Annotated in this window: 26 protein-coding genes; 15 read left to right on the top strand and 11 right to left on the bottom strand. The window is 68.4% G+C overall.

Features of this window, described 5'->3' with window-relative positions:
• Positions 1-75: 75 nt before the first annotated feature.
• From OG876_RS21675 to OG876_RS21690, 4 genes are all read left to right on the top strand, one after another.
• Positions 76-1,023: an ABC transporter ATP-binding protein gene (locus OG876_RS21675; protein ID WP_328526720.1), complete on the top strand. Its 948-nt coding sequence runs from the start codon at positions 76-78 to the stop codon at positions 1,021-1,023.
• The gene (locus OG876_RS21680) at positions 1,023-1,805 is read left to right on the top strand and encodes an ABC transporter permease (protein WP_328526721.1); all 783 of its coding nucleotides are present in this window, start codon (positions 1,023-1,025) and stop codon (positions 1,803-1,805) included. Before OG876_RS21675 ends, OG876_RS21680 begins: the two co-directional genes overlap by 1 nt.
• Positions 1,806-1,926: 121 nt before the next feature.
• The gene (locus OG876_RS21685) at positions 1,927-2,730 is read left to right on the top strand and encodes an ABC transporter permease (RefSeq protein WP_328526722.1); all 804 of its coding nucleotides are present in this window, start codon (positions 1,927-1,929) and stop codon (positions 2,728-2,730) included.
• A 65-nt stretch (positions 2,731-2,795) separates the two neighbouring features.
• The gene (locus OG876_RS21690) at positions 2,796-3,548 is read left to right on the top strand and encodes a hypothetical protein (RefSeq protein WP_328526723.1); all 753 of its coding nucleotides are present in this window, start codon (positions 2,796-2,798) and stop codon (positions 3,546-3,548) included.
• A gap of 1 nt (position 3,549) precedes the next feature.
• Here the strand turns inward: OG876_RS21690 and OG876_RS21695 are convergent, their stop codons facing one another.
• Positions 3,550-4,794: an aminoglycoside phosphotransferase family protein gene (locus OG876_RS21695; protein ID WP_328526724.1), complete on the bottom strand. Its 1,245-nt coding sequence runs from the start codon at positions 4,792-4,794 to the stop codon at positions 3,550-3,552.
• A 53-nt stretch (positions 4,795-4,847) separates the two neighbouring features.
• On the opposite strand from OG876_RS21695, the gene ilvA reads away from it, so the two are divergent.
• The gene (gene ilvA, locus OG876_RS21700; protein ID WP_328526725.1) at positions 4,848-6,050 is read left to right on the top strand and encodes a threonine ammonia-lyase; all 1,203 of its coding nucleotides are present in this window, start codon (positions 4,848-4,850) and stop codon (positions 6,048-6,050) included.
• Here the strand turns inward: ilvA and OG876_RS21705 are convergent.
• Both OG876_RS21705 and OG876_RS21710 read right to left on the bottom strand, forming a co-directional pair.
• Positions 6,043-7,074: an alpha/beta hydrolase gene (locus OG876_RS21705; protein WP_328526726.1), complete on the bottom strand. Its 1,032-nt coding sequence runs from the start codon at positions 7,072-7,074 to the stop codon at positions 6,043-6,045. The genes ilvA and OG876_RS21705 overlap by 8 nt on opposite strands.
• Positions 7,067-7,522, bottom strand: a complete 456-nt coding sequence (locus OG876_RS21710) for a MarR family winged helix-turn-helix transcriptional regulator (protein WP_328526727.1) — start codon at positions 7,520-7,522, stop codon at positions 7,067-7,069. The genes OG876_RS21705 and OG876_RS21710 overlap by 8 nt, the downstream gene beginning before the upstream one ends.
• Before the next feature lie 88 nt (positions 7,523-7,610).
• On the opposite strand from OG876_RS21710, the gene OG876_RS21715 reads away from it, so the two are divergent.
• Positions 7,611-9,110, top strand: coding sequence for an MFS transporter (locus tag OG876_RS21715; RefSeq protein WP_328526728.1), 1,500 nt, complete (start codon positions 7,611-7,613; stop codon positions 9,108-9,110).
• Positions 9,111-9,245: 135 nt separating this feature from the next.
• Positions 9,246-10,235: a hypothetical protein gene (locus OG876_RS21720; RefSeq protein ID WP_328526729.1), complete on the top strand. Its 990-nt coding sequence runs from the start codon at positions 9,246-9,248 to the stop codon at positions 10,233-10,235.
• Here OG876_RS21720 and OG876_RS21725 read toward each other — a convergent pair.
• Positions 10,217-11,464: an MFS transporter gene (locus tag OG876_RS21725; RefSeq protein ID WP_328526730.1), complete on the bottom strand. Its 1,248-nt coding sequence runs from the start codon at positions 11,462-11,464 to the stop codon at positions 10,217-10,219. The genes OG876_RS21720 and OG876_RS21725 overlap by 19 nt on opposite strands.
• Before the next feature lie 149 nt (positions 11,465-11,613).
• Between OG876_RS21725 and OG876_RS21730 the strand changes: the two genes are divergently transcribed.
• The 4 genes from OG876_RS21730 to OG876_RS21745 are packed head-to-tail and all read left to right on the top strand — an operon-like array spanning position 11,614 to position 14,503.
• A complete protein-coding gene (locus tag OG876_RS21730) occupies positions 11,614-12,591 on the top strand; it encodes an ATP-binding cassette domain-containing protein (protein WP_328526731.1) in 978 nt (325 codons plus the stop codon).
• The gene (locus OG876_RS21735) at positions 12,588-13,424 is read left to right on the top strand and encodes an ABC transporter permease (RefSeq protein WP_328526732.1); all 837 of its coding nucleotides are present in this window, start codon (positions 12,588-12,590) and stop codon (positions 13,422-13,424) included. Before OG876_RS21730 ends, OG876_RS21735 begins: the two co-directional genes overlap by 4 nt.
• Positions 13,425-13,475: 51 nt before the next feature.
• Positions 13,476-14,072 carry a TetR/AcrR family transcriptional regulator gene (locus OG876_RS21740; RefSeq protein WP_328526733.1) on the top strand — a complete coding sequence of 199 codons (597 nt, stop codon included), beginning with the start codon at positions 13,476-13,478 and terminating at the stop codon, positions 14,070-14,072.
• Positions 14,069-14,503 (top strand): VOC family protein, encoded by a 435-nt coding sequence (locus OG876_RS21745; RefSeq protein WP_328526734.1) that lies wholly within the window; start codon positions 14,069-14,071, stop codon positions 14,501-14,503. The genes OG876_RS21740 and OG876_RS21745 overlap by 4 nt, the downstream gene beginning before the upstream one ends.
• A 54-nt stretch (positions 14,504-14,557) precedes the next feature.
• On the opposite strand, the gene greA is transcribed toward OG876_RS21745, so the two are convergent.
• On the bottom strand, positions 14,558-15,070 hold the full coding sequence (gene greA, locus OG876_RS21750; RefSeq protein WP_328526735.1) for a transcription elongation factor GreA: 513 nt from the start codon (positions 15,068-15,070) through the stop codon (positions 14,558-14,560).
• A gap of 196 nt (positions 15,071-15,266) precedes the next feature.
• Positions 15,267-15,695: a DUF4307 domain-containing protein gene (locus OG876_RS21755; RefSeq protein WP_328526736.1), complete on the bottom strand. Its 429-nt coding sequence runs from the start codon at positions 15,693-15,695 to the stop codon at positions 15,267-15,269.
• Positions 15,696-15,753: 58 nt separating this feature from the next.
• On the opposite strand from OG876_RS21755, the gene mca reads away from it, so the two are divergent.
• The 3 genes from mca to OG876_RS21770 all read left to right on the top strand — a co-directional run bounded on the left by mca (position 15,754) and on the right by OG876_RS21770 (position 18,092).
• Positions 15,754-16,617, top strand: coding sequence for a mycothiol conjugate amidase Mca (mca, locus tag OG876_RS21760; RefSeq protein WP_328526737.1), 864 nt, complete (start codon positions 15,754-15,756; stop codon positions 16,615-16,617).
• Positions 16,618-16,648: 31 nt separating this feature from the next.
• Positions 16,649-16,951 (top strand): hypothetical protein, encoded by a 303-nt coding sequence (locus OG876_RS21765; RefSeq protein ID WP_328526738.1) that lies wholly within the window; start codon positions 16,649-16,651, stop codon positions 16,949-16,951.
• A 115-nt stretch (positions 16,952-17,066) separates the two neighbouring features.
• Positions 17,067-18,092 carry a copper resistance D family protein gene (locus OG876_RS21770; protein ID WP_328526739.1) on the top strand — a complete coding sequence of 342 codons (1,026 nt, stop codon included), beginning with the start codon at positions 17,067-17,069 and terminating at the stop codon, positions 18,090-18,092.
• A 24-nt stretch (positions 18,093-18,116) separates the two neighbouring features.
• Here OG876_RS21770 and OG876_RS21775 read toward each other — a convergent pair whose 3' ends face one another.
• The 5 genes from OG876_RS21775 to OG876_RS21795 all read right to left on the bottom strand — a co-directional run bounded on the left by OG876_RS21775 (position 18,117) and on the right by OG876_RS21795 (position 23,480).
• Positions 18,117-19,475, bottom strand: a complete 1,359-nt coding sequence (locus OG876_RS21775; RefSeq protein WP_328526740.1) for a dipeptidase — start codon at positions 19,473-19,475, stop codon at positions 18,117-18,119.
• Positions 19,476-19,482: 7 nt separating this feature from the next.
• A complete protein-coding gene (locus OG876_RS21780; protein ID WP_328526741.1) occupies positions 19,483-19,926 on the bottom strand; it encodes a hypothetical protein in 444 nt (147 codons plus the stop codon).
• Complete coding sequence (locus OG876_RS21785; protein ID WP_328526742.1) at positions 19,923-21,389, bottom strand: APC family permease; 1,467 nt, start codon at positions 21,387-21,389, stop codon at positions 19,923-19,925. Before OG876_RS21785 ends, OG876_RS21780 begins: the two co-directional genes overlap by 4 nt.
• Positions 21,390-21,731: 342 nt before the next feature.
• Positions 21,732-22,868 (bottom strand): aminopeptidase P family protein, encoded by a 1,137-nt coding sequence (locus OG876_RS21790; RefSeq protein ID WP_328526743.1) that lies wholly within the window; start codon positions 22,866-22,868, stop codon positions 21,732-21,734.
• Between the two features lie 78 nt (positions 22,869-22,946).
• The gene (locus tag OG876_RS21795) at positions 22,947-23,480 is read right to left on the bottom strand and encodes a nitroreductase family protein (protein ID WP_442914148.1); all 534 of its coding nucleotides are present in this window, start codon (positions 23,478-23,480) and stop codon (positions 22,947-22,949) included.
• Between the two features lie 63 nt (positions 23,481-23,543).
• On the opposite strand from OG876_RS21795, the gene OG876_RS21800 reads away from it, so the two are divergent.
• A complete protein-coding gene (locus OG876_RS21800; RefSeq protein ID WP_328526745.1) occupies positions 23,544-25,514 on the top strand; it encodes a thioredoxin domain-containing protein in 1,971 nt (656 codons plus the stop codon).
• Positions 25,515-25,619 lie beyond the last annotated feature (105 nt).

Raw genomic sequence — 25,619 nt, forward strand, 5'->3', positions numbered from 1 at the left:
TGAGGTTCTACCTTCTCGGCATGGAGCTGCTCAAAACGACAAGAGAATGTCGGACGGTCCGTCTAGGGTCGGTCCGTGAGTGAGCAGCGGGAGTCCCTGGTCCATGTCCGCGGGCTGCGGAAGTCGTACGGCGACTTCGAGGCAGTGCGCGGGATCGACCTGGACGTCTGGAAGGGCGAGGCGTTCGGGTTCCTCGGGCCGAACGGTGCGGGCAAGTCGTCGACGATGCGGATGATCGGCGCGGTCTCACCGACCAGTGGCGGCACGCTGCGGATCCTCGGCCTCGACCCGGCGACCGACGGCCCCTCGATCCGGGCCCGGCTCGGCGTGTGCCCGCAGGACGACACGCTCGACACCGAGCTGACCGTCCGGGAGAACCTGACGATCTACGGCCGGTACTTCGGTCTCAGCCGGGCCGAGTGCCGCCTCCGGGCGGACGAGTTGCTCGAGTTCGTCGCGCTGACCGAGAAGGCGAACGTCAAGGTCGACGAGCTCTCCGGCGGGATGAAGCGGCGGCTCACGATCGCCCGGTCGCTGGTCAGCAAGCCGGATCTGCTGCTGCTCGACGAGCCGACCACCGGCCTCGACCCGCAGGCCCGGCACCTGTTGTGGGACAAGCTGTTCCGGCTCAAACAGGCCGGCGTGACGCTCATCATCACCACCCACTACATGGACGAGGCCGAGCAACTGTGCGATCGGCTCGTGGTGATGGACGGCGGCCTGATCGCGGCCGAGGGTTCACCGGCCGAGCTGATCCGCGACTACTCGACCCGCGAGGTGACCGAGCTGCGGTTCGGTCCGGACGTGATGCTGTCCGACCACGATGCGCTGGCGGGCAAGGTGGAGGACCTGGCGCAGCGCATCGAGGTGCTGCCGGACCGCCTGCTGCTCTATACGGACGACGGTGAGCGCGCGGTCGCCGCCGTACACGAGCGTGGGCTGGAGCCGGCCGCCGTGCTGGTACGGCGCTCCACCCTGGAGGACGTGTTCCTCCGGCTGACCGGGCGGACGTTGGTCGACTGATGACGCTCGCACTGGAGAACGGGCGGCGCCAGTTCGACTACTGGCTCACCGTCTACAAGCGGACCTGGAAGGGCACGCTGATCAGCAGCTTCCTGCTGCCGCTGCTCTACCTGGCGGCGATGGGGATCGGACTCGGCTCGTTCGTGGACAGCAACGGGACCGGCGCGCTCGGTGGCGTGAGCTACCTGCAGTACATCGCGCCCGGGTTGCTCGCCGCCACGGCGTTGCAGGTAGCCGTCGGCGAGTCGACGTACCCGGTGATGAGCGGGCTGAAGTGGCAGAAGTTCTTCTACTCGATGATCGCGACTCCCCTGCGCCCGGCGGACGTCGTCTACGGGCAGCTCGGGTTCATCGCCTTCCGGGTGGGCAGCACCTGTGCGGTGTTCCTCGTGGTGATCGCGGCGTTCGGCGGACTGCAGTCGCCGCTGGGCGTGCTGGCTCTGCCAGTCGCGCTGCTGGTCGGGATGGCCGTCGCCGGGCCGGTCGCGGCGTACGCCACCACGCTGGAGAACGACTCGGGCTTCGCGATGATCTTCCGGTTTGGCGTGGTTCCCGCCTTCCTGTTCTCCGGTGCGTTCTTCCCGGTCTCCCAGCTGCCCAACTGGATCGAGTGGCTCGCCTACATCAGTCCGCTGTGGCACGGGGTCCATCTGTCCCGAGCCCTGGCGGAGGGCTCGGTCGATCCATGGCTCGCGCTCCTCAACGTCGCCTATCTACTGTCCTGGTTCATCATCGGCACCAAACTCGCGGTCCGCGGCTTCCGAAAGAAGTTGATCGGCTGATGGCTGTGCTTTTGGCCGGGCCTCCGGCGCCGGCGGGGTCATGGGGCTTTGTCTCCCGGCCTTCCCTCGTCGCTCCAGTCGCTTCGCTCCCTCCGCTCCTCAGTCCAGGCCGGGAGGCCCCATGACCACCATCGCAGCCCGGGTGGTGCCGGTTCCGGTTCGTGTTGGTGGGGGACGGCACATCGTCGAGCGGAACTTCCTGCTGTATCGGCGGTCTTGGGTCGTCTTCCTGTCCGGCTTCTTCGAGCCGGTGTTCTACCTGCTGTCGATCGGGATCGGGGTCGCCCAGCTGGTCGGCGACTTCACGCTGTCCGACGGCACCGTCATCGGGTACGCCGCCTTCGTCGCACCGGCGATGCTGGCCAGTTCGGCGATGAACGGTGCGATCTTCGACTCGACGTACAACATCTTCTTCCGGATGAAGTACGCCAAGCTGTACGACTCGATGCTGGCGACACCGTTGCGGCCGTGGGACGTCGCCACCGGCGAGGTGACCTGGGCGCTGCTGCGGGGCGCCTGCTACTCGGCCATGTTCATCGTGGTGATGTTGATCATGGGCCTGGTGTCGTCGTGGTGGGTGGTGGTCGCGCTGCCGACGTCGGTGCTGATCGGGTTCGCGTTCGCCGGCGCCGGGATGGCGCTGACCACGTTCATGCGCAGCTGGCAGGACTTCGAGTTCGTGCAGCTGGCGATCATCCCGATGTTCTTGTTCTCGGCCACCTTCTACCCGGTCGAGACCTACCCCACCGCGATCCGCTGGCTGGTCGAGATCACCCCGCTCTACCAGGGCGTCGTCCTCGAGCGCGCGTTCACCACCGGCACGGTCAGCTGGTCCCTGCTGATCAACGCCGCCTACCTGGCCGTCATGGGCACCCTCGGCATGTACGTCGCCTCCCGGCGGCTCGGCAAGCTGCTGCTGAAATAGTCACTGAGTGCGACCCGGCGGAACCGGAGGGTTTACAGCGCCGTCGGAAAGGCATGATCCGGCGGGTGAGGAATCCGATCGGGGTGTTGCGGCGCAATCAGCAGATCCGGGCCGAGCTGAAGGCACCGCGCGAACGGCTGCCGGGTGGGCGACGGCGGTGGATCCGCTCGTCGATGAACTGGCTCGTCACCGAGTTCGGGCGGGACGTCCTGCTCCGGCCGATTGTCCTCCCGGACGACCTGATCCCGGCCGGGTACGACGGCAGCCTCGCCGCGGCCGAGGAGCTGTGCGCGCGGGTCGCCGACCGGATGGATCTGCCGTCCGGCCGGTGCGCACTCAGCTTCGGGCTCGTCGATGACGGCGTACGGCGACCGGCGTACCGGGGTGTGGTGAAGGAGCAGGGCGGCCGGTGGCTCCGCGGTGCGGACGGCAACGAGATCCAGCTCGCGCCGGCGTTGGCCGCCGATCCGGTCGCGCTGACAGCGATCTACGCCCACGAGGCCGGACACGAGTTGCTGCTCGGCGGCAACCGGATCTCGTTCGCGCGCCGGCCCGACCACGAGTCGCTGACCGACCTGCTGACCGTGTTCTACGGACTCGGGATCTTCACCGCCAACGCGGCGTACGAACGTCGTCCGCGGCCGAACGGCAAGGGTAAGCAGCCGCTGGCCCGAGGATACCTGCGCGAGGCGGCGCTGTCCGACGCACTCGCGTACTACGCCCTCCTGCGCGGCGAGCGCCACCCGGACTGGGACCGCCACCTCGACCCGCCGGTACGCCGGGGCATGCGGAACCAGCTCACCATCCTCAGCAAATGACCTACTGCTCGAGCAACCGCCGCAACCACCACGCCGCGCCGCGGAGCATGGATCCGCGAGCCGGCTCGGACAGGTGATCCAGCAGGTGCAAGCAGGTCATCGTCTGATGGAGGGCGCCTAGTTCCCCGGCCAGCTCGAGCGCCCGGCGCAGATCCGTGGGGGAGGCGTACTCCTCCCACTCGGCCAGATAAGCATCCCGCACCCGCGGATCCATCGAGAGCGGTGACCTCTCCTCGACGAAGGTCACCAGGTCGAGGAACGGATGCGAGACCAGCCCGTCGGTCCAGTCGAAGGCCAGCACCTTCCCGTCCCGCACAGCAAGGTTCCGCGGGTGGAGGTCGCCGTGCAGCAGCGTCTCCGGTACGCCGATCGCCGCGAGCTCGGTGATTGCCTCGTGCAACTGTTCGGCCCGCCGCGGCAGCCGCGCACGCTCGGTGGGCTCGAGCAGTTCGGTCGCCGGATTCGGCCCGAGCAGCCGGTCGAGCTCGGTCGCCAGGACGTTGAGCCGGCGGTCGACGCAACTGAACTCCAGCAGCCGGTCGGTTTGATCCACATAGCTGCGCTGCAACCTGGCATGCCCGCGCAGCGCGTCGATCCACACCGCGATGTCAGCCTCGTCGGCCAGCGGGAAACCGAGGTCGGGCAACAGCATCCAAGCGCGCTTCTCGTCGATGGCCAACGGCGCAGGCACCGCGCCGGGCCGGTCGTCCGAGAGGTGCTTCAGGAGCAACGGCTCGTGCGCGAAGAGAAGGGGCAATGCGTCTGCGTGAGCCGGCCGGATCGTACTGGAGTGTGCGAGTGCCTTGAAGTAGACGTCTCCGTCCGGGCCGCTCACGCGCAAGACGTTCGACAACCCCCACGAGCGCACTTGTGTCCGCGAGCCCGCGGCGTGCTCAGCGATCCAGGGCACGGCTTCGTCATACCAGTCCGGCATCGTCCATGCCGGCGTGACGGGGGAGTCCGGCGGCAGGGCGAGGTGTCGCCGAGCGGCCGCGACTGCCGGATCGTCGACGTCGTGCACCCAACGAGCGTCTTCCGGTACGGCGCCGGTCGAGAGCATCAGGTAGATCATCGGCTCTTCGCTGAGGCAGGTGAGCACAACGGCTTCGATACCGGGCAGCGCTCGCAGCACCGGCTCGACGTCCGGGAACCAGAACTTCTCGGTGACCTCCACCCGCGGCAGACCCGACGGCATCATCAGGACAGCGTCGTCGGACGCACGGACCACGACAGCTGTGATTTCCATGACCAGCAGCGTATGTGGCCGGTGCAACGGTTTTTCCTGCGTAGGGTGAGAGCGTGATCGATGCCAGGGACATCGTGCGGGCCGCGGATCTGCTGCATGACGTGGTGGCGCCGACGCCGCTGGAGTACTCGCGCTGGTTGAGCGAGCTCGTCGGCGGCGACGTGTTCCTCAAGTGCGAGAACCTGCAACGCACCGGGTCGTTCAAGTTGCGTGGCGCCTATGTGCGGATGGCCCGGCTGTCCAAGGCCGAGCGCAAGCGCGGCGTGGTCGCGGCCAGTGCGGGCAACCACGCCCAAGGGGTTGCGCTCGCGGCGCAGTTGCTCGGGATCAAGGCCACCGTCTTCATGCCGCACGGCGCCCCGATCCCGAAGGAGAAGGCGACCCGCGCGTACGGCGCCGAGGTCCGGTTCGTCGGTACGTCGATCGACGACTGCCTGACCGCGGCGCGCGCGTTCGAGGCGGAGACGGGTGCGGTGCTGATCCACCCGTTCGACCATCCGGACATCGTGGCCGGTCAGGCGACCGCCGGGCTCGAGATCGTCGAGCAGTGCCCGCAGGTCCGGACGGTCGTCGTACCGGCCGGTGGTGGTGGCCTGCTCGCCGGGATCGCGTCCGCGATGCAGCGCGACGGGATGCCGATCGAGGTCGTCGGAGTGCAGGCCGCGGGTGCGGCGGCGTACCCGGCCTCGCTGGCGGCCGGTGAGCCGGTCCAGCTCGCTCACATGGCGACGATGGCCGACGGGATCGCGGTCGGGCTGCCGGGCGCGGTGCCGTTCGAGGCGGTCCAGCGGTACGTCGGGGAGGTCCGCACGGTCGGCGAGGATTCGTTGTCCAAGGCCCTCTTGCTGGTCCTCGAGCGCGCGAAGCTCGTGGTCGAACCAGCCGGCGCCGCCGCGGTGGCCGCCGTACTCGACGAGCCTCGGCGGTTCAAGCCACCGGTCGTGGTGGTGCTGTCCGGCGGCAACATCGACCCGTTGCTGCTGATGCGCGTGATCCGGCACGGCATGGCGGCAGCCGGCCGGTACCTGTCCTTGCGGGTGCGGATCCCGGACACGCCCGGCGGTCTGGCCACGCTGCTCGCGCAGCTCGCCGACCTGGATGTGAACATCATCGAGATCGTGCACGAGCGCATCTCGGAGACCCTGCGGCTGGACGAGGTCGAGGTGGCCCTGCAGCTCGAGCTCCGCGGCGAAGACCACCGCGGCCGGGTCCTCAGCACCCTGACCAGCGACGGCTACACCTACACGTTCAACTGATCAGCGGGCGGACATAGGTCAACAGGCTGACCAGTGTCTTGCCCGGCTCTTCCCAGGGTAGGAGATGTGACGAGCGCTCGAACCAGACAGCTTGCTTGAACGGCGCCTCGACCGCCTCGATCCACTCGGCGACCGGGGCACTCGGCGTCGTGTAGTCGTGCCGCCCGAGGAACATGAGCACCGGGATCGGGAACTCGGTGACCCCGGTGAAGTCGACCTCCAGCAACTCGTCGAGCACCCGGCCGAGGGTGAATTGGTTGCCTTCGCCGATGGTGTCGGTCTCGTCGAGGGTGTACTCCGGCGACAGCAGCGCCGCCTGGAAGAAGTAGGTGGAGTCGTGCCGGTACGCCGACAGTCCGCCGCGGTACTGCGCCCACTCACGGGCGATGATGATCCGTTCCCGGGTCACGGGCTCGTCACCGGGGTACGGCGCGATCGACGCGAGCTGCTCGAGTGCCTCGGTGTGGTCGTGCTCGCGGGCCTGGTCGACGGCGTACTCGAACGACAGGCGCTCACTCGTCCGGGAGTTGACGAACTGTCCGATCCCGACGTACGCGTGGAACAGGTCGGGCCGGGCGAGGGCAGCGTGCGTGGCGATCACGGTGCCCCAGCTGTGGGCCATCAGGATCACCTTGGCGACGCCGTACCGCCCCCGGAGCTGCTCGGTGAGCTCGATCGCGTCGCTGACGTACTGCTCGAGCGTCAGCGTGTCCGCGATCGTGGCCGGATCGATGGTGCGGAAGGTCCGGCCCGCGCCCCGCTGGTCGTAGGTGACGACCGTGAAGTACTCCTCGATCGGCCGCTGGTACTGCCACATCACCGGCGCGAGCGGGAACGCGGGACCGCCGTGCACGAAGAGGATGACCGGGTTCGACCGGTCCTGGCCGCGGGTGTACACCCAGTGGTCGACGCCGCCGGCCCGGAGCTGGAACGTCTCTTGGATGCCGTCCGGCGCGACGATGCGCTGCAGATCGGCGATGACTTCACGAGCGTCGTCGGCGGTAAGGCGCGGTTCGTCAGCCATCCACCGATGGTATGGGCTCGCAGGTCTTCACGAGCGGGGCGTGCAGTCGCTCGGCGAGAACCTGGCGCTGGGTCGGCCTCGCCTCGGTCTGCCGCTGCAGGCCTTCCTCGGTCAGCCGGACGTTCACCGCGCGGCGGTCCTCGGGGCACATGTGGCGCTCGACCAGGCCGGCCGTCTCGAGGCGGCCGATGACGCGGGACAGCGCACTCTGGCTCAGGTGCACCGACTTCGCGATCGTCGCGACCTTGGCGGACTGCTCGGGCAGCTCGGCCAGACGCTCGAGCACCTCGTACTCACTCATGCCGAGCTCGTGACCGGCCTGCAGCGCCCGGTCGAGGGCGCAGGTCAGATCCGCGTGGCGAGCCAGCAGCTCGCGCCACTCGCGGACATCGGCACTGGCATCGGCGCTGGTCTCACCAGGACCGGCACTGACCTTCGTAGCGGTCATGGTGGCGACCATAGCATGCACGCGCATTCAATGCAAACGCATTTAATGCCTAGACATTAGATGCATGTGCATGGAATAGTCTCCCCTCGTGACACAGACAACGCACACCACATCACCGGCTCGCATGACCTGGGACGCGCGCCTCTGGGGCGCTCTTCTGGTGGTCTGCGGCGTGATCTTCCTCGACGGCCTGGACGTGTCCATGGTCGGCATGTCCCTGCCGTCCATCGGCGCCGACCTGGGCGTCTCCCTCTCGTCCCTGCAGTGGGTCGTGACCGGCTACGTGCTCGGGTACGGCGGCCTGCTGCTGCTCGGCGGCCGGACCGCCGACCTGCTCGGCCGGCGCCGGGTCTTCCTGATCGCGCTCGCCGTGTTCGCCGCGGTCTCGATGCTGAGCTCGCTGGCCACGAACGCCGAACTGCTCATCGCCGCGCGGTTCGTCAAGGGCGTCGCCGCCGCGTTCACCGCGCCGGCCGCGCTCTCCATCATCACCACGACCTTCCACGAGGGCCCGGATCGTAACCGCGCCCTCAGCATCTTCACCACCTGCGCCGCCAGCGGCTTCTCGATGGGCCTGATCCTGGGCGGCGCGCTGACCGAGGTCGGCTGGCGCTGGACCTTCCTGATGCCCGGCCCGGTCGCCCTGATCGTCCTGCTGTTCGCACTCAAGCTGATCCCGAACAGCCCGCGCGACAACACCTCCGGCGGGTACGACGTCCCCGGTGCCATCACCGTCACCGGCGGCATGCTGTCCCTGGTCTACGCCGTCGTCGGCGCCGAGCACGCCGGCTGGGTGTCGGTGCAGACCTTCGGGATGTTCGCGCTGGCGATCGTCCTGCTGGGCGCGTTCGTCGCGATCGAGCTGCGGTCCAAGCACCCGCTGGTCCGGCTCGGCATCCTGCGCAACGCTTCGCTCCGGCGGGCGAACCTGGCCATCCTGACCGTGTTCGGTGCGTACGTCGCCTTCCAGCTGATCGGCACCATGTACATGCAGAACCTGCTCGGCTGGTCGTCGTTCGAGACCGCGCTGGCGTTCCTGCCGGCCGGGCTGCTGGTCGCCACCCTGTCGCCGAACGCGGGCAAGCTGGCCGACCGGTTCGGCACCGAGGCGATGATCGTCACCTCGATGGCGCTGTTCGTCGCCGGGTACGCCCTGTCGCTGCGGATCGGCCCGGAGGCGGCGTACTTCTCGACCGTGTTCCCGACCATCATGCTGCTCGGCCTCGGGTTCGCGATCGGGTTCCCGGCGCTGAACATCCAGGCGGTGTCGGGGGTCCCGGACCACGAGCAGGGGCTGGCGTCCGGACTGTTCAACACCTCCAACCAGGTCGGCGGCGCGGTGGTCCTCGCGATCGTGACCGCGGTGATCAGCAGCCAGTCGGTCGGTGTGACCACGTCGGCCGGGATGCTGTCGGCGTACAAGCCGGGGCTGGGTGTGGTGACCGGGATCGCGGCACTCGGTCTGGTGATCGCGCTGACCGGTCTGCGTGGGCTGAGGGCCCGGCGGGCGGCTGAGCTGGCCGAGACCGCCGAGCTGGCCGCCGTACAGAACGAACTGGCCGAGGAGGAGATGACCCCGGCCGCGTGACAACAACCAGCTCCGTCGTGGGCTGTGTACATAGAGACGCAGTTGCGGGTCCCGGGCTACTCTCCGGGGCCCGCACTGCTGCTTTGGGGGCGATCCCGGATTGGTTTCGACCCAGTGGGGTGCTGGACTGGGGGCATGAGCAACCAGAGCTACGACCAGCGGGTCAAGGACATCCTCGACCGGGTCGCGAAGGGCCACCTCTCCACCGAGGAGGCCACCACCTTGATCGCCGCCATCACGACCCCGGGCACGGCCCAGGCTGACGAGCCGGCGGCACAGCCTCCGGTTGCCGAAGACGTCGTACCTGACGAGACTCCCTCCGCCTCGGTCTGGGCGGACGTGGTCGACTCACCGGATGCGGTGGACTCACCGGAGCCGGTGGCCGGAACCGTCGTCACTGGCGTCCAGGACAGTGTTGTGGACGAGGCGCCGGCCGCTTCCGACGAAGTTGTCGAAGAAGAAGAGGTCGAGGAACAGCACAGCAATGTGCCGATGCCGGCCGGCGTGCAGCGGGTGACCGTGCGCGCCATCGGGCGGCGGGTGCGGTTGATCGGGGAGCCCGCGATCAACGGCGTCGCCGTGGATGGGCCGCACGTGATCAAGCGTGACGGCGACACCCTTGCGATCAGCAGCGAAGGCGACATGGGTGTCTCGATCGACGGGTTCAGCATGCTGCGCAACCCGACCGATCTGAAGTCACACGTGAACGGCCTGGCCAGGGAGCTGTCCATCCGGGTCAATCCGAGCCTCCAGGTCGAGGTCGAGGTGACCGGCGGCAGTGTCAACGCCGAGCGCCTGCCGGGGCTGTCCCGGGTCCGCGTCACCGCCGGTACGGCGAAGGTCGCGGATGTGGACGGCCCGATCGACCTGCTCGTCCAGGCCGGTTCGGCCACCCTGGACGCGCAGATCACCAAGGGTCGCTCCCGGGTCCGGGTCGAGTCCGGCACGGCCAACGTGTCTCTGCGTCGCGGCTCCGACGTCCGCGTCCACACCGAGGCACAGCTCGGCCGCGTCACCTGGACCGGTGCGGTCTCCGGCCAGTCCAAGGATGTGGAGATCGGCCGCGGCCGCGCCGCGCTCGATGTCGAGGTGCTGGTCGGCACCGCTCAGATCGTCTCCGACTGATCTGCCTGCTGGGTCGCCGGGACCGTGCGCAACGTCCGGAACGGTGAGAGGTAGAGGAACACCGTGCCGGCCAGTGCGGCCAGGCCGGCGACCCAGAGTGTGGCGTGCAGTCCGAAGACAGTGCCGAGCGCTCCGCCCAGCAGACTTCCGAGCGGAGCGGTGCCCCAGCTGACGAAGCTCATGGTGGCGGTCACCCGGCCCTGCAGCTCCGGCGGGCATACGCGCTGCCGGATGCTCACCTCCAGGATGTAACTGACGATGATGCAGAACCCGGCGAGCAGCATCGAGACGACGTACCAGGTCACCTGCCAGCCCGGTGCGGTCAGCGCCTGCAGTGTGAATGCGACGCCGATGCCCGTCGACGAGAGCAGGAGCGTGCGGGCATCGCCGTACCGGTCGCTGATCCTCTCTGTGACCGCTGACGCGACGATGGCTCCGAGCAGACCGATCATGCTGAGTACGCCGATGGTCCCCGGCTGCAGGTGAACCTCGCGGACCAGGTAGACGATCATGATCGCGCCGGCGGCTGCCTGGAACAGCATGGTCGTTGCCGTGTTCAGTGCGATCGGCCGCAGCAGTGGGTGGGTGAAGACGTAGCGCATGCCGTCCGCGATCTCCCGGCGCAGGTCGGGACGGTCCGCCTTCACCGGCTGGGCTTCCGGCGTACGGATCGAGCGAAGCCATAGTGCTGACCACAGGAAGCTCAGGGCGTCCAGTCCGATCGTCACGGCCGCACCGAGCCACTGCACGAGTACGCCGCCCGCACCAGCGCCGATCACCGCGCCTATGGAGTGGTTGGCGGCCAGCTTGGCGTTGCCCGGCAACAGCTGGTCCGGCTCGAGCAGCCGGGGTGGATAAGAGCTGTGCGCCACGTCGAACAGCACCGTGAGGATCCCGGTCAGCGCCAGTACGACGTACAGCTGCGTGAGACTCAGTACGCCGAACCACGCGGCGACCGGGATCGACGCGAAGAGCAGTGTGCGGCCCAGATCGGCGTACACGAGCACCGGGAGACATCTGACCCGGTCGACCCACGCACCGGCGAACAGGCCGAGCAATAGCCACGCGGCGGTCTCGCACGTCCGCAGGAGCGAGACCTGGAGGGTGGACGCGTCCAGGGTGAGTACGGCGAGCAGCGGGATCGCGATCATGCTCAGGCGCGAGCCGAGCTGGCTGAGCAGGTCTGCGATCCACAGACGGCGGAAATCGGGGTGGCGGAGGATGCTCATGCGGCGACCGTAAGTGCTGAGTTGAGTCCTGTCGACTCAACTACCAACAAAGTTGAGTCCCTCCGACTCAAGGTGGAACTCATTCGAAAGTGTCGGCCTCGCCGGGCAGGATGGTGGCCTGCGTCACATCCAGAAGGGGGACGTGCGGAATGGCTGCTGTCGAGGCGACTGGCCTCGTGAAGACGTTCAAGACCAGGAAGAACGCGGTGAAGGCGCTCGACGGGATCGATCTGGAGATCCCGGAGGGGACTGTGCTCGGCCTGCTCGGGCCGAACGGCGCCGGCAAGACCACGGCGGTCCGGGTGCTGACCACTCTGATGAAGCCGGACGCGGGGTCGGCCCGGGTGCTCGGCCACGACGTGGTGAGGGACGCCGACACGGTCCGCTCGCTGGTCGGCCTGTCCGGTCAGTACGCCGCGGTCGACGAACTGCTCACCGGCAGGGAGAACCTGTGGATGTTCGGCCGGCTGTACCGGCTGAGCAGTCAGCAGGCCAGGCAACGGGCGGAGGAACTGCTCGCCACCTTCGACCTGACGGAGGCGGCGGACCGGATCCTGAAGACCTACTCCGGCGGGATGCGCCGCCGGCTCGACCTGGCCGGCTCGCTGATCGCCCACCCGAAGGTGCTGTTCCTGGACGAGCCGACGACGGGTCTGGATCCGCGCTCGCGGCTCGACCTGTGGAAGATCATCCGCGACCGGGTCAGCGACGGCGTGACCATCCTGCTGACGACGCAGTACCTGGAGGAGGCGGATGAGCTCGCCGACAGCATCGTGGTGGTCGATCACGGCTCGGTGATCGCCCGCGGTACGGCGGACGAGCTCAAGGCGAAGGTCGGTGGGGAGCGGATCGAGGTCGTCGTCCACGACCCGGACGAGGTATCCCGCGCGCTGGAGTTGCTGACCGCGGCTCTCGGTATCGCCGATCCGGACTCGACCACGCTCGACCAGCACAGCCGGCGGATCACCGTGCCCGCGCCGGGTGGCTCGAGCACGCTGGTCGAGGTGATCCGCACGCGGGACGCCGGCGGGATCCGGATCGCCGACATCGGGCTGCGGCGGCCGACGCTGGACGACGTGTTCCTCACCCTGACCGGGCACGAGGCTGAGCAGAAGGAGGCAGTGTGAGTACTGATCTGCCGGCTCGGGTGAATCCGATCGGCCGGGCGCTGACCGATGCCGGAGTGCTGGCATGGCGGAGCCTGAAGCGGATTCCGCGGACACCGGACATGGTGATCTACGCGACCATCCAGCCGATCATGTTCGTGCTGCTGTTCGCCTACGTCTTCGGCAACGCGATCCCGATCCCGGGCTTCCCCGGCCCTAAGGCGTACCGCGAGTTCCTGATGGCCGGGATCTTCGCCCAGACGATGGCGTTCGCGGTCGCGTCGTCGAGCGTCGGGCTCGCCGACGACATCTCGAAGGGCCTCATCGACCGGTTCCGGTCGTTGCCGATGGCAAGGTCCGGGGTGATCGCCGGCCGGGTTGTCGGTGACCTGGTGTTCAACGCATTCGTGATGGTAATCATGGTGCTCTGCGGGTTCATCGTCGGGTGGCGCTGGCACCACGGCTTCGGCCAGGCGCTGGCGGCGTTCGGGATCCTGCTGCTGTTCGCCTTCGCGATGCTGTGGGTCGGGGCGCTGATCGGTCTCTCGGTCGGTGCTCCTGAGGTGGCGGCATCGGCCGGGTTGATCTGGCTGTTCCCGCTGACCTTCCTCTCGAACGCTTTCGTTCCGACGCCGCAGTTGCCCAGCGGCCTGCAACCGATCGCCGAGTGGAACCCGATCTCCTCCATCGTCGCCGCCAGCCGCCACCTCTTCGGCAACCCGTCCCCGTTTGCCAGCCCTGACGGCTTCCCCGCCCGGCACCCGGTCTGGCTCTCCCTCATCTGGTGTTTCGCGATCATCGCCGTCTTCGCGCCGCTCGCCGTCCGGAAGTACCGGAGCGCCACCAGCCATTGACAAGATTTATACGGCGTGCAAATAATCCGAACTGTGTTAAAGAAACCGGGGGTGAACTGGCGGGAGGCGCGGCGGGAGAATGCCCGGGCCGCCGTGCTGGAGGCTGCCTGGGAGCTGGTGCGGGAGGACGGCCTGGCCGCGCTGTCCTTGCGTGAGCTGGCTCGCCGGGCGGGCGTCACCACGCCGACTCTGTACGCGTACTTCGAGTCCAAGAACGCGATCCTGGACGCGATGTTCGCCCAGGCCGCGCAGGCGTTCGTCGAGCTGAAGGCCTCGTTGCCGGTTACGGACGATCCCCGGCACGATCTGCTCGTCGACGCGCGGGAGTTCGTCACCTTCTGCGTCACCGACGTACCTCGGTATCAGTTGCTGTTCCAGCACTCGGTGCCCGGCTTCACGCCGTCCGCCGAGTCGTACGAGCTCGCGGTCGGTGCCCTCGAGCGGACCCAGGAGCTCCTCGCACGCAACGGCGTGCACGATCCGCGGCACCTCGACATCTGGACCGCCGTCACCGTCGGTCTGGTCGGCCAGCAGGTCTCCAACGACCCTGGCGGCGACCGGTGGAGCCGGCTCGTCGAGGACGTCACCCGGATGTTCCTCGCTCAGTTCGGGAGCGCGGACACCACCGCACCAAGGGGGAAATCATGACCAGCGTCACCCAGCCCACGCTCCACCACCTCGCCCTGACCGTGACCGACCTGGACTCCAGCGTCCAGTGGTACGGCGAAGTGTTCGGCGTCCGGCCCGTGCTCGACGTACCGCATGAAGGCGGCGTCGGTCGCATCCTGGCCGACGAGGACCGCCAGCTGATGATCGCGCTGCACCGCCATGACGCCAACGACGGCGCACTGGCCAAGGAGACCGTCACCGGCCTCGACCACGCCGGCTTCGCGGTCGCCGCACGCGCCGATCTCGAACAGTGGCAGGACCACCTGGAAGCCCATGGCGTGGTCCGCGCGGACACCGCCGACAAGCCCCTCACCCAGTCCCCGATCGTCGACGAGCCCTACGCATCGGTCCTCGTCTTCCGCGACCAGGACAACATCCAGCTGGAACTCTTCGCGCCGGCCACTCACTAGGCAGAAAGCAAGCGCCCCGGTGGTTGTCCACCGGGGCGCTCGGAGCTGGGTGGGTCAGCCTGTGAAGGGTACGGCGGCGACGATCTCGACGGTGACGTCCTTGCCGTTCGGGGCCTCGTAGGTGGCCTTCTCGCCCTTCTTCTTACCCAGGATCGCCGAACCGAGCGGGGACTGCGGCGAGTACACGTCGATGTCTACCGACGCGTCGAGGGCGAGCAGTTCGCGGGAGCCGAGCAGGAACGTCTCGACCTCGTCGTCACCGGCGAACTTGATCGAGACCTTCATCCCGGGCTCGACCTTGCCGCCCTTCTTCGGGGTCTCGCCGACCCGGGCGCGGCGGAGCATGTCCTCCAGTTGCCGGATCCGCAACTCGATCTTGCCCTGCTCGTCCTTGGCGGCGTGATAGCCGCCGTTCTCCTTCAGGTCGCCCTCGTCCCTGGCCTCGCTGATGCGCTGGGTGATCTCGGCACGGGCGGGGCCCTTGAGGTGCTCGAGTTCAGCCTTCAGCTGGTCGTAACCGTCCTGCGTCAGCCAGACAACGCTGTCCTCTTCGATCCTTTGCGTCACGGGCTGCTCCTTGTGTCGGTGGGATGGGCAGAGAAATGCTTCTGGCCGCCGTCGTCGACGGCGACCAATCCACTCAGCGTAGCAAGATCCGGCGGAGAACCCCACAGTTCTTTGATCTCTCAAACGCTGGGAAACCGCTTGCCTGGAGGTTTTTCCCGCGCCCTGACCGGGTAGAGGGCAATCGGTTCCCGAGGGCTCAGTGGGGATGGTGGGAGTCGGCCGTCGTACAGCCGATCAAGACGACCGACGTGGCCGAACGCTGCGTTGTCAGGGTCGCCGGGAGGGTCTGGTGGCGGGGGGAATCGGCCGGAATCGTGAGGGTGAGTTCGCCGACGATCGAGAAGTCGGCGGCCTTCGCCTGCAGGCGGCAACTCGCCTCGACGGACTTGGTCCGGTCCACCTGGATCGTCGCCTTCGCGCTGGTGGCCGACATCACCTCGAAACCGAGCAGCCGCGACGTCACCGGCGGATTCGATCCGATCACCGCCGCCCACGTCAGCCAGCCCAGACCGGCCAGCACGACGACAGCCAGCACGCCGATCAGCAGCGGCCGGCGCGACCTCCGGTCCCGTCCGTACCGGGCGTCGAGGTCGGTGGTCGGGATGCTGGCAGATGACTCGGTCAACGGGGGTCCAGGGGGTCGGTCGTGAGTTTGAGCGGGGCTTGGAGGACCATTGTGTCTTGTGAGTGGAGATCTTCGGTTGTTGCACGTGCACGCCCACCCGGATGACGAGTCGAGTAAGGGAGCCGCTTCGACGGCCCGCTACGTGGCCGAAGGTGTCGAGGTCATGGTGGCCACGTGTACCGGTGGCGAGCGCGGGTCGATCCTGAACCCGAAGATGGACCGCCCGGAGGTGCTGGCGAACATCACCGAGATCCGCCGCAAGGAGATGGACGCGGCCCGGGAGATCCTCGGCATCCGGCAGGAGTGGCTCGGCTGGGTGGACTCGGGATTCCCCGAGGGTGACCCGCTGCCGCCGCTGCCGGAGGGCTGCTTCGCCGCGCTCAAGGTCGAGGACGCCGCCGCCCCACTGGTGAAGCTGATCCGCGAGTTCCGCCCGCAGGTCGTCACGACGTACGACGAGAACGGCGGCTACCCGCATCCGGATCACGTGATGTGCCACACGATCACCGTGGCCGCGTTCGAGGCGGCCGGCGACAAGGACGCCTACCCGGAGCTCGGTGAGCCGTGGCAGCCGCTCAAGCTGTACTACCACCACACCTTCCACTACGAGCGGATGAAGGCGCTGCACGACGCGATGATCGCGCGCGGCCTGGAGTCGCCGTACGCCGAACGCATCAAGGACTGGAAGCCCGACCCGGAGAACGAGCGCCGGATCACCACCCGGGTCGAGTGTGCGGAGTACTTCGCCACCCGGGACAAGGCCCTGCTCGCGCACGCCACCCAGATCGACCCCGACGGCGCGTGGTTCGCCGTACCGCTGGAAGTGCATCAGGCGGCCTGGCCGACCGAGGACTACGAGCTGGCCCGGAGTCTGGTCGAGCCGGAGCTACCTGAGGACGACCTGTTCGCGGGGCTGCGCTGACGGCGGGCGTAGACAGTGAGAGACTGGTGGCGTGCTAGCGACGACCTCCCTTCTGACGGCCGAGATCGATCCGAACTCGGTGCGCCCCGGATGGGTCGCGCTCCTGATCGTCCTCGCACTCGGTGCCGCCACGGCGCTGCTGGTGCGCAGCATGGGCAAGCAGTTGAAGAAGATCGACTTCGACGGCGATGGTGCGGACGCCCCAGCACCGTCCGACGGCCCAGCGACCACGGACAGCTCTCCGTCCCCGGCTGGCGATGCCGAGCCGACGGATCCGGCGGCAACGACGGAGAAGCCGACGCAGAGTGATTCGAAGGAACACTCTCAGCACTGATTTCCGTCAGCTTCGCGACACGGTGATCACGAGATGGTGTCGAGCTGGGCGGCCCTCCTCCGGCTGACCCTATAGTGAGCCGGGTGTCGAATGGTGCCGTAGCCGGGTCCGCTCTGTGACCGCGACCCGCGCCGCCCGGCATCGCATGCCCGGACGTCTGGTCGCGGGTGGTGTGGGTGCGATCGTCATCGCCACGGTGGCGCTGGTGGTGGGCCTGTACGCAGCCGACAGTGAGCCGCGCGAGCTCGGGGGCATCGGCGGCCCCAGCGTGTTCGTCTCGTGGCTGCTGCCGTTCTTCCGGCTGATCGCCACGCTCGCGACCGTCGGCTGCGCCGGCGCTCTGCTCTCCGCGGTCGTCCTGCTCCGGGTCGAAGGCGGCCCGCTCGGCGTCCAGGGGCGCCGGGCCGTCCGGGATGCCAGCAACTCGGCCGTCATCTGGGCGGTCTGCGCCTTCGCCGGCGCGATCGTCACCGCGGCGATCCTGCTCGACACCCCGGTGAACCTGCTCCGCTTCCGCCTCGACGACGCCCTCGGTGTCCCGGAGGTCAAGTCCCTGCTGATCACCGGCATCCTGGTCCTCGCCCTGGCCGTCGGCATCCGCCGGGTGCAGACCTCGTCGGCCGCGGGTCTCGGCGTCCTGGTCGCGATCGCGGCCCTCGTCCCGACCGCGGTCACGGCGTACCCGCGCAACGAGTCGTACGTCGTCCTCGCCGGGGCGGCCCTGGTCGTGCACGTCATCGCCGCGACCACGTGGATCGGCGGCCTGGCGGGTCTCGTCCGCTACGGACGGGCCAGCCGGACCGGACTCCCGATCGTGCTCGAGCGGTTCAACCAGGTCGCGTTGATCTCGTCGATCGCAGTCCTCCTCAGCGGGCTGATCAGCGCCGCCGGCCGCCTGGCCGCGATGGGCGGTGGCTGGGGCTCGGTCCTGGACGCCCTCACCTCGGACGCTTACGGCGCGCTCCTGATCGCGAAGATCGGGGCCTTCCTGCTCCTGATCATCCTCGCCTGGCTTCAGCGCCGCCGAGCCGTCGGCGACCTCCTCGACGGCGGCACGCCGTTCTGGCAGGTCGTCGGCACCGAACTCTTCGTCATGGCCCTGACCCTGGGCCTGTCCGTCGCCCTGTCCCAGACCGCCTGACGATCCGCGATCACGTCCTGGCGGTCAGCCCGGCTTCGTGCTGCCCATGGTCGCGTAGTGCTGAAGGAAGCGGGCTTCGGTCAACGCCATGTTCGCGATCTCGCTCGGGTCGACGCTCTCGTTCGGCGCGTGGATGAGTGCCAGGGGCTCTTCCACGCCGATCAGGATGAGTTCGACTCCGGGGTAGGTGTCCGCGAACACGTTGCAGAGCGGGATGGACCCGCCCTGTCCCAACGTCGCCATCGGCAGTCCGTACGCCTCTTGCATCGCGGCTGCCATGGCCGTGTAGGCAGGCCCGTCGATCTCGGCCTTGAACGGCGCGCCGGCCGCTTCGATGTCCGCGGTGACCTGGACGCCCCAGGGAGCAGTGGCCCGGAGTTGGTCGATCAGGCTGGTCCCGGCCTGATCCGGGTCCGTCCCCGGCGGGATACGGAGGTTGAGCCGTGCCGCCGCCTTCGGCACGATGGCCGACGCCGACCCGACCACCGGCGGGCAGTCGATGCCCAGGATGGTCACCGCCGGACGCGCCCACAGCATGTCCGAGACGGTGCCGTCGCCCAGCAGCGAGACACCGTCGAGCACCGTCGCATCGCTATGGAACTGCTCGGGCGGATAGGGCTCACCCGACCAGGTCCCGGTATTGTCCAGTCCCTTGATCGTGGTGTTGCCCTGCTCGTCGCGCAGGCTGCCGAGCATCGCGACGAGCGCCGCGAGCGCATCCGGCGCGGCGCCGCCGAACATGCCGGAATGGAGTTCGGTCCCGAGCGCCTCCACGGTCACCACCACGTTGACCATGCCACGCAGGCTCACGGTGGCCGCCGGGTGCCCGACGGCCGCGTTGCCGGTGTCGCAGACCAGGATCGCATCGGCCCGGAGCAGCTCGGCATGGTCGGGCACGAACGCCTCGAGGCCACCGGTTCCCTGCTCCTCGGATCCCTCGACCACGAGCTTCAGGTTCACCGGTACGTTCTCACCGAGCGCCCGGAGCGCGGTCAGGTGCGCGACGATGTTGCCTTTGCAGTCGGCCGTCCCGCGGCCGAACCAGCGGCCGTCCTTCTCGGTGAGCTCGAACGGCGGCGTGCGCCAGGCGTCGTCGTCGAGTGGTGGCTGGACGTCGTAGTGGGCGTACAGCAGCACCGTGGGAACGTCCGGCGTCGAGCACGGCCGCGATCCGACGACAGCGCGGCTGCCGTCGGCCGTCTCCTCCAGATGGGCGTCGGCGAAGCCCAGCTCGGCGAACCTGTCGAGCACCCACGTCGCCGCCCGCTCGCATTCCTCGACGGGGAACTGGCGGGCGTCCGCCACGGATTTGATCGCGACGAGGTCGGCGAGTTCCGACCGCGCCGGCGACATCAGCTCGGCGATCCTGGCTCGCAGTTCCATGGTTCAGTCACCCCGCGACGTTCCTGGTCTTGAGCTTGTCGACGAAGTTCTGGAAGTTCTCCAGCTCGTCCGGGCAGTAGATCTTGATGATCAGCAGCTGGCCGCGAACGACCTTGGTGTCCGCGATCACCGGCCGGATCCCCGGCCCCGCGGCTCCGTTCACCAGCAGTGAGAGGAAGGTTCCGCGGGCTAGGGCCTCGTTCGGATCGGTGCAGGTGGCGCCGCCGTCGTCACCGAGAACCCGGACGATCTGTTCCTGCGAGGGTGCCCGTGCCCCCTCGGCCTTCAGGGCCGCGATGAGCTGATCGGCCTTCTGCTGGGCCTGCTGGGTGGATCTCGCCGAGCTGAAGGTGATGAGACCGATGATCATCAGGATCACGATCACCACCGCGGCGCCGATGTAGAGCATCGAACGGTGGCGGCGGTCCGAAGTCTCCGTCGTGGTGCTCATGACGGAGTCACCGCCTCGGGCTCAGGCTGCTTCCAGGACGGCTTGCGCAGCCGGTAGAACAGGAACGGCACGAGCAGGCCGAGACCCAGCGCCCCGCCGCCGACGATCAGGAGGTACACCCAGGGGTTACCGGACTCGAACTGCGACGGAGGGATGAATCCGACCAGCAGCGCGGCCAGCGACGCCGCGAACCCGACGCCGCACAGGCCGACCAGCATCGGTGCCCGGTAGCCACGGGCGTGGTCCGGGTCCTTGCGGCGCAGCTGGACCGCGGCGACGAACATCAGCAGGTACATGATCAGGTAGACCTGGGTGGTGATCACCGAGAAGATCCAGTACGCGCTCGACACGTCCGGGATGAACGCGTACGCGAGGCCGATCAGGGTGGTGAGGAGGCCCTGGACGACCAGGATGTTCTGCTGGACGCCGTTCTTGTTCAGGCGCTGGAGGTACGGCGGGAGGTAGCCCTCCTGGCGGGAGATCAGCAGCAGGCCCTTGGAGGGTCCGGCCAGCCAGGTCAGCATTCCGGCCACGGATGCGGTGACCAGCATGATCCCGACGATCGGCGTCAGCCATTGCCAGCCGAAGTTCGCGAAGACCGCGTCGAAGGCCTGCATGACACCGGCGGTGAGCGAGAGTTCCTTCGCGGGGACGATCCAGCTGATCGCCAGCGCGGGCAGGATGAAGATCGCCAGCACCAGACCCATCGCCAGGAAGATCGCCTTCGGGAACTCCTTGGCCGGCTTCTTCAGCGACGACACGTGGACCGCGTTCATCTCCATGCCGGAGTAGGACAGGAAGTTGTTGACGATGAGCACGAGGCTCGACAGGCCGGCCCAGGCCGGGAAGATGTTGTCGGTGGTCATCGGTGCGGCCGAGGGGTTGCCCTGGCCGAGGAAGACGATGCCGAGGGTGACCAGGACGACGCCCGGGATCAACGTCCCGATGATCAGGCCGCCGCTGGCCAGGCCGGCCACGCCCTTCGTGCCGCGCGAGGAGACCCAGACACCGGACCAGTAGACGACGATGATGACCGCCGCGGTCCACACACCACTTGTGGCCAGCTCGGGATTGAACACGTACGCGAGGGTGCTCGCCACGAACCCCAGCAGGCTCGGATAGTAGAAGATCGTCATCGCGAACTGGCACCACACGGCCAGGAAGCCCATCGGCTTCGAGATGCCTTCGGACACCCAGTGGTAGACGCCGCCGTTCCAGCCGGACGCCAGTTCCGCGGACACCAGTGACGTGGGCAGCAGGAACACGACGGCGGGTAGCAGGTAGAGGAAGACGCACGCCAGGCCGTAGACGGCCATGGTCGGGGCGGCTCGGAGGCTTGCGACGGAGCTCGTGGTCATCATCGCCAGGGCGACCCACGAGATCCATGCGGTTGCGGGCGCTTTGGCCCGGACGGCCGGTGCCACCACGGGCGAGGGCTCGACCGGAACGTCGGCCGAGCTCATGGCAACCACACCCCGCGGGACCGACGCGCGGCCGTGACTCCTCGAGCGACAGGCCATCCCTGAGACCTGCGCATCCTGCTGGGTGCCGACACTCTCATCGCCTCCAAGGCCATGACATGACGAACTATCGAATTCAGGCTACGAAGCCGCTCGCGCCGTCGATTCATCCGCGGTGGATGAATGGCAGCGACGGAAATCCTCATCCGCGCACCGGCGACGCTGTCTGTCGTCGGTGGATAGGTCGACGAGGCAAGCAGTTCGGGCTCGAGCTGCGCCAGGGTCACCACGACGAAGACCGCGAGCCTTTGGACGGTCCTGCGACGACGCGGCCACGGTGGCCTCCTACTCGACGACGCGGATGCGATGGTCGGTGTTGTTGAGCCGTCGTCCCGCGTCCTCGGTGACGGTGACGATGTCCTCGATCCGGACCCCGAAGCGCCCGGCCAGATAGATGCCGGGCTCGATCGAGAAGCACATGCCGGGCTCGAGCAACTGCTCCTCGCCCTCCACCATGTACGGCGGCTCGTGGGTGGTCACGCCGATCCCGTGACCGGTCCGGTGGATGAACTGCTCGCCGTAGCCGGCCTCGGTGATGACGGCGCGGGCGACGCGGTCGATCTCCTGGCAAGGCACGCCCGGCCGGACCGCCTCGAAGCCGGCTTGTTGTGCCGCCCTGACGATGTCGTGCACCTCCTGCACCTCGGCGCTCGGCTCGCCGACGACGACTGTGCGGGTCGTATCGGACCCATAGCCGTACCGCAGGCCGCCGAAATCGAGAACGACCGTGTCGCCGGACTGGATGACCCGATCCCCGGCCTCATGGTGCGGGTTGGCGCCGTTGGGGCCGGACCCGACCACGGTGAAGTCGACCTGCTCGTGGCCGAACTGGCGCAGCAGCCGGGACAGGTCGGCCGCGACCTCGGTCTCGCGCCGGCCGGCGAATCGCACCTGAACGATCTCTTCGTACGTAGCGTCGGCGGCCGCACCGGCCAGGGCCAGCCGCGCCAATTCGTTGGCATCCTTGATCGCGCGCATCATCGGCATGCACTCGGTCAATGCCTGGTAGCTCGTGGCCGGTCGCGTCCGCTGCAGCCCGAGCAGGTGCATGGCCCAGGCCGAGTCCGAGATCCCGAACCGGCCGTCGGAGCTCAACAGCTCGCCGGCCAAGGGGTATGGATCGGATCCGTCGGTCCAGTCGATCATGGTGAGAGCGCTGGCACCTTCCGCCGACTCCGCGTCGGGCCGCTCGAGCGCCGGTACCACCAGGGTGGGATCCCGGTCGATGCCGAGGGCAAGCATCGTCAACCGCTCGGTGATCGCGGTGGGCTGATAACCGGTCAGCCACACCAGGTCCGGTCCTGGTGTGATGATGACGCCGGAGAGTCCAGCCTCCAGCGCGTCCGCGACAACGCGGCGCATGCGGGCGACGTAATCGTCGCGGGTGAACGGGGTGGGCGCGGGCAGGGTTTCAGTGGTCATGTTCCCCTCCGAGCAGCCACGGTAGAACCGTCGGGGGTGGCCGGACTCATCCCGGCCGGATGATATGCGCGCGCGTACTCATCCGCCTGACCACGGTGCGGTGCGCAGGTCGGCCGTCGTACGACGCGCTCGGTCGGCTGGGCGTTCTTCGGCGGCCCGGCCGACGGCGATCATCGAGACGATGTGCCAGCCCGCGCCGGGCGCCAGGTCCGCGGTCAGCCCGTCGAGGTCGAAGGCCCGGAACTGCCTGCAGGCAAGGCCCATCGCCTGGGCCTGCAGCGTCAGATGGGCCACCGACTGGCCGAGGTCGTAGTCCGCGAAGTCCGAGTAAGCCCAGTCGGTGTCCTCTATGAAGCGGTGCGCCATCGTCACGACGAGCAGACCGGCGCTCGGCGCCCACCGGCCTGAGCTGGCCGCGAGGTGACGCACGATTCGCTTGTGGTCCGGCTCGTCCCGGCGCGCGGTGAAGTAGGCCCACGGCTGCGAGTTGCCGGCCGAGGGTGCCCAACGAGCGGCCTCCAGCAACAACTCCACGTCATCGTCGGAAATCGTCCACTCAGGATCGTACCGAAGCGGACTGAACCGCGACGTGAACAACGGATGAACGCCCATGCCAGAGGCAACTCCGATCCGGCCCGGTCCATTCCACCCGATCGGAGCGCCTACCGTGGGGGCATGGTCAACGAGCTCGGGCGGAGTACCAGTCCGTATCTGCGGCAGCATGCGGAGAATCCGGTGGCGTGGCGGGAGTGGTCGGACAAGGCGTTCCAGGAGGCTCGGGAGCGGGACGTGCCGGTGTTCCTGTCGGTCGGGTACTCCGCTTGTCACTGGTGTCACGTGATGGCGCATGAGTCGTTCGAGGACGAGGCGACGGCGGCGTACCTGAATGAGCACTTTGTCAGCATCAAGGTGGATCGGGAGGAGCGGCCGGACGTCGACGCGATCTACATGGCGGCGACGGTCGCGATGATCGGGCAGGGCGGCTGGCCGATGTCGGTGTTCCTGACGCCGGACGCGGAGCCGTTCTTCTGCGGCACGTACTTTCCCAAGGATCCGCGCGGCGGGATGGCGTCGTTCCGGCAGGTGCTGGAGTCGCTGGCGGACGCGTGGCAGACCAAGCGGGACCAGATCGACGGGATCGGCCGGCGGGTGGTCGAGCAGCTCGGAGCCCAGCAGCGACCGGTCCCGGGGGAGTTCGACACCGCGAAGGCCGCTCAGCTCCTGAGGGCCGACTTCGATCCGGTGGACGCCGGCTTCGGGCGGGCGCCGAAGTTCCCGCCGTCGATGGTGCTCGACTTCCTGCTCCGCCACCACCGCCGGACCGGTTCGGCCGACGCGCTCGCGATGGTCGCGCAGACCTGCGACCGGATGGCGCGGGGTGGGATGTACGACCAGCTCGCCGGCGGGTTCGCGCGGTACTCGGTCGACGGTCAGTGGGTCGTCCCGCACTTCGAGAAGATGCTCTACGACAACGCCCTGCTGCTCGACGTCTACACGCAGTGGTGGACGGTCGGCGGCGACCCGCTGGCCCGGCGCGTCGCCGAGGAGACCGCCGAGTTCCTCCTGACGGAACTGCGCACGCCGGAAGGTGGTTTCGCCTCCGCCCTCGACGCCGACACGGAAGGGGAGGAGGGCAAGTACTACGTCTGGACCCCCGAGCAACTGCGGGACGAGCTGGGTGACGACGCCGACTGGGTGATCGACCTCTGCGACGTCACCGGGACTTTCGAGCACGGCTCCTCGGTCCTCCAGCTTCGCGTGGACCCCGACGACCCCGAGCGCTGGCAGCGCATCCGGGCCACCCTGCGGCAGGCCCGCAGCCACCGCCCCTACCCCGGCCGCGACGACAAGGTGGTCGCCGCCTGGAACGGCCTGGCCATCACCGCCCTCACCCGCGCCGGCATCGTCCTCGACAAGCCCGAGTACGTCGAAGCCGCCGAGCACGCGGCCAGATTGGTCCGGGACGTGCACCTCGACCACGACACCGGCCGGCTCCATCGCACCTCCCGCGACGGGATACGCGGCACGGCTCACGGTGTTCTCGAGGACTACACGGCGTACGCGCAAGGTTGTCTGACCCTGTTGGGTGCCACCGGCAACATCGAGTGGTTCGAGACGGCCGAGCGGCTGCTGGACCGGACCCTGGAGCAGTTCGTTGCCGATGGCTCCTACTTCGACACGGCTGCCGACGCCGAGGAGCTGGTCTGGCGTCCGCAGGACCCGACCGACAACGCCAGCCCGTCCGGCGTCAGCCTGGCCGCCGAGGCGTTCACGACGCTGGCGAGCCTGACCGGATCGGTCCGCTACGAAACCGCCGCACAGCAGGCGCTGCAGGCCTCGGCCACCATCGCGGACCGCGCGCCGAGGTTCGCCGGCCGCGCCCTCGCGGTCGCCGAGACGATCGCCGCCGGTCCGCTGGAGATCGCGATCGCGGGGGATTCACCCGAGCTGCGCCGGACCGCGCTGACCGAGGCGCCGTGGGGTACGGCGATCGTTGCCGGTGGCCCCGGTCTCGCCGTACCGCTGATGGCGGGCCGGGATCTCGTCGACGGCAGGGCGGCGGCGTACGTCTGTCAGAAATTCACCTGCCGGCTTCCGATCGTGTTGCCGGAAGACCTTCGCCGGGAACTGAAACCCCAGGCCTGACATCGGCGCGGGTGCGGGTTTTCCCTGTCGTTTCGCCCAAATCTCTTGACTCCCGCGCCGCCGGCGACCAGAGTCCTCCCTCAGTCGGATGTAACAGAACTCGCA

The organism is Kribbella sp. NBC_00359 (genome assembly GCF_036097425.1).
Classification (GTDB): Bacteria; Actinomycetota; Actinomycetes; order Propionibacteriales; family Kribbellaceae; genus Kribbella.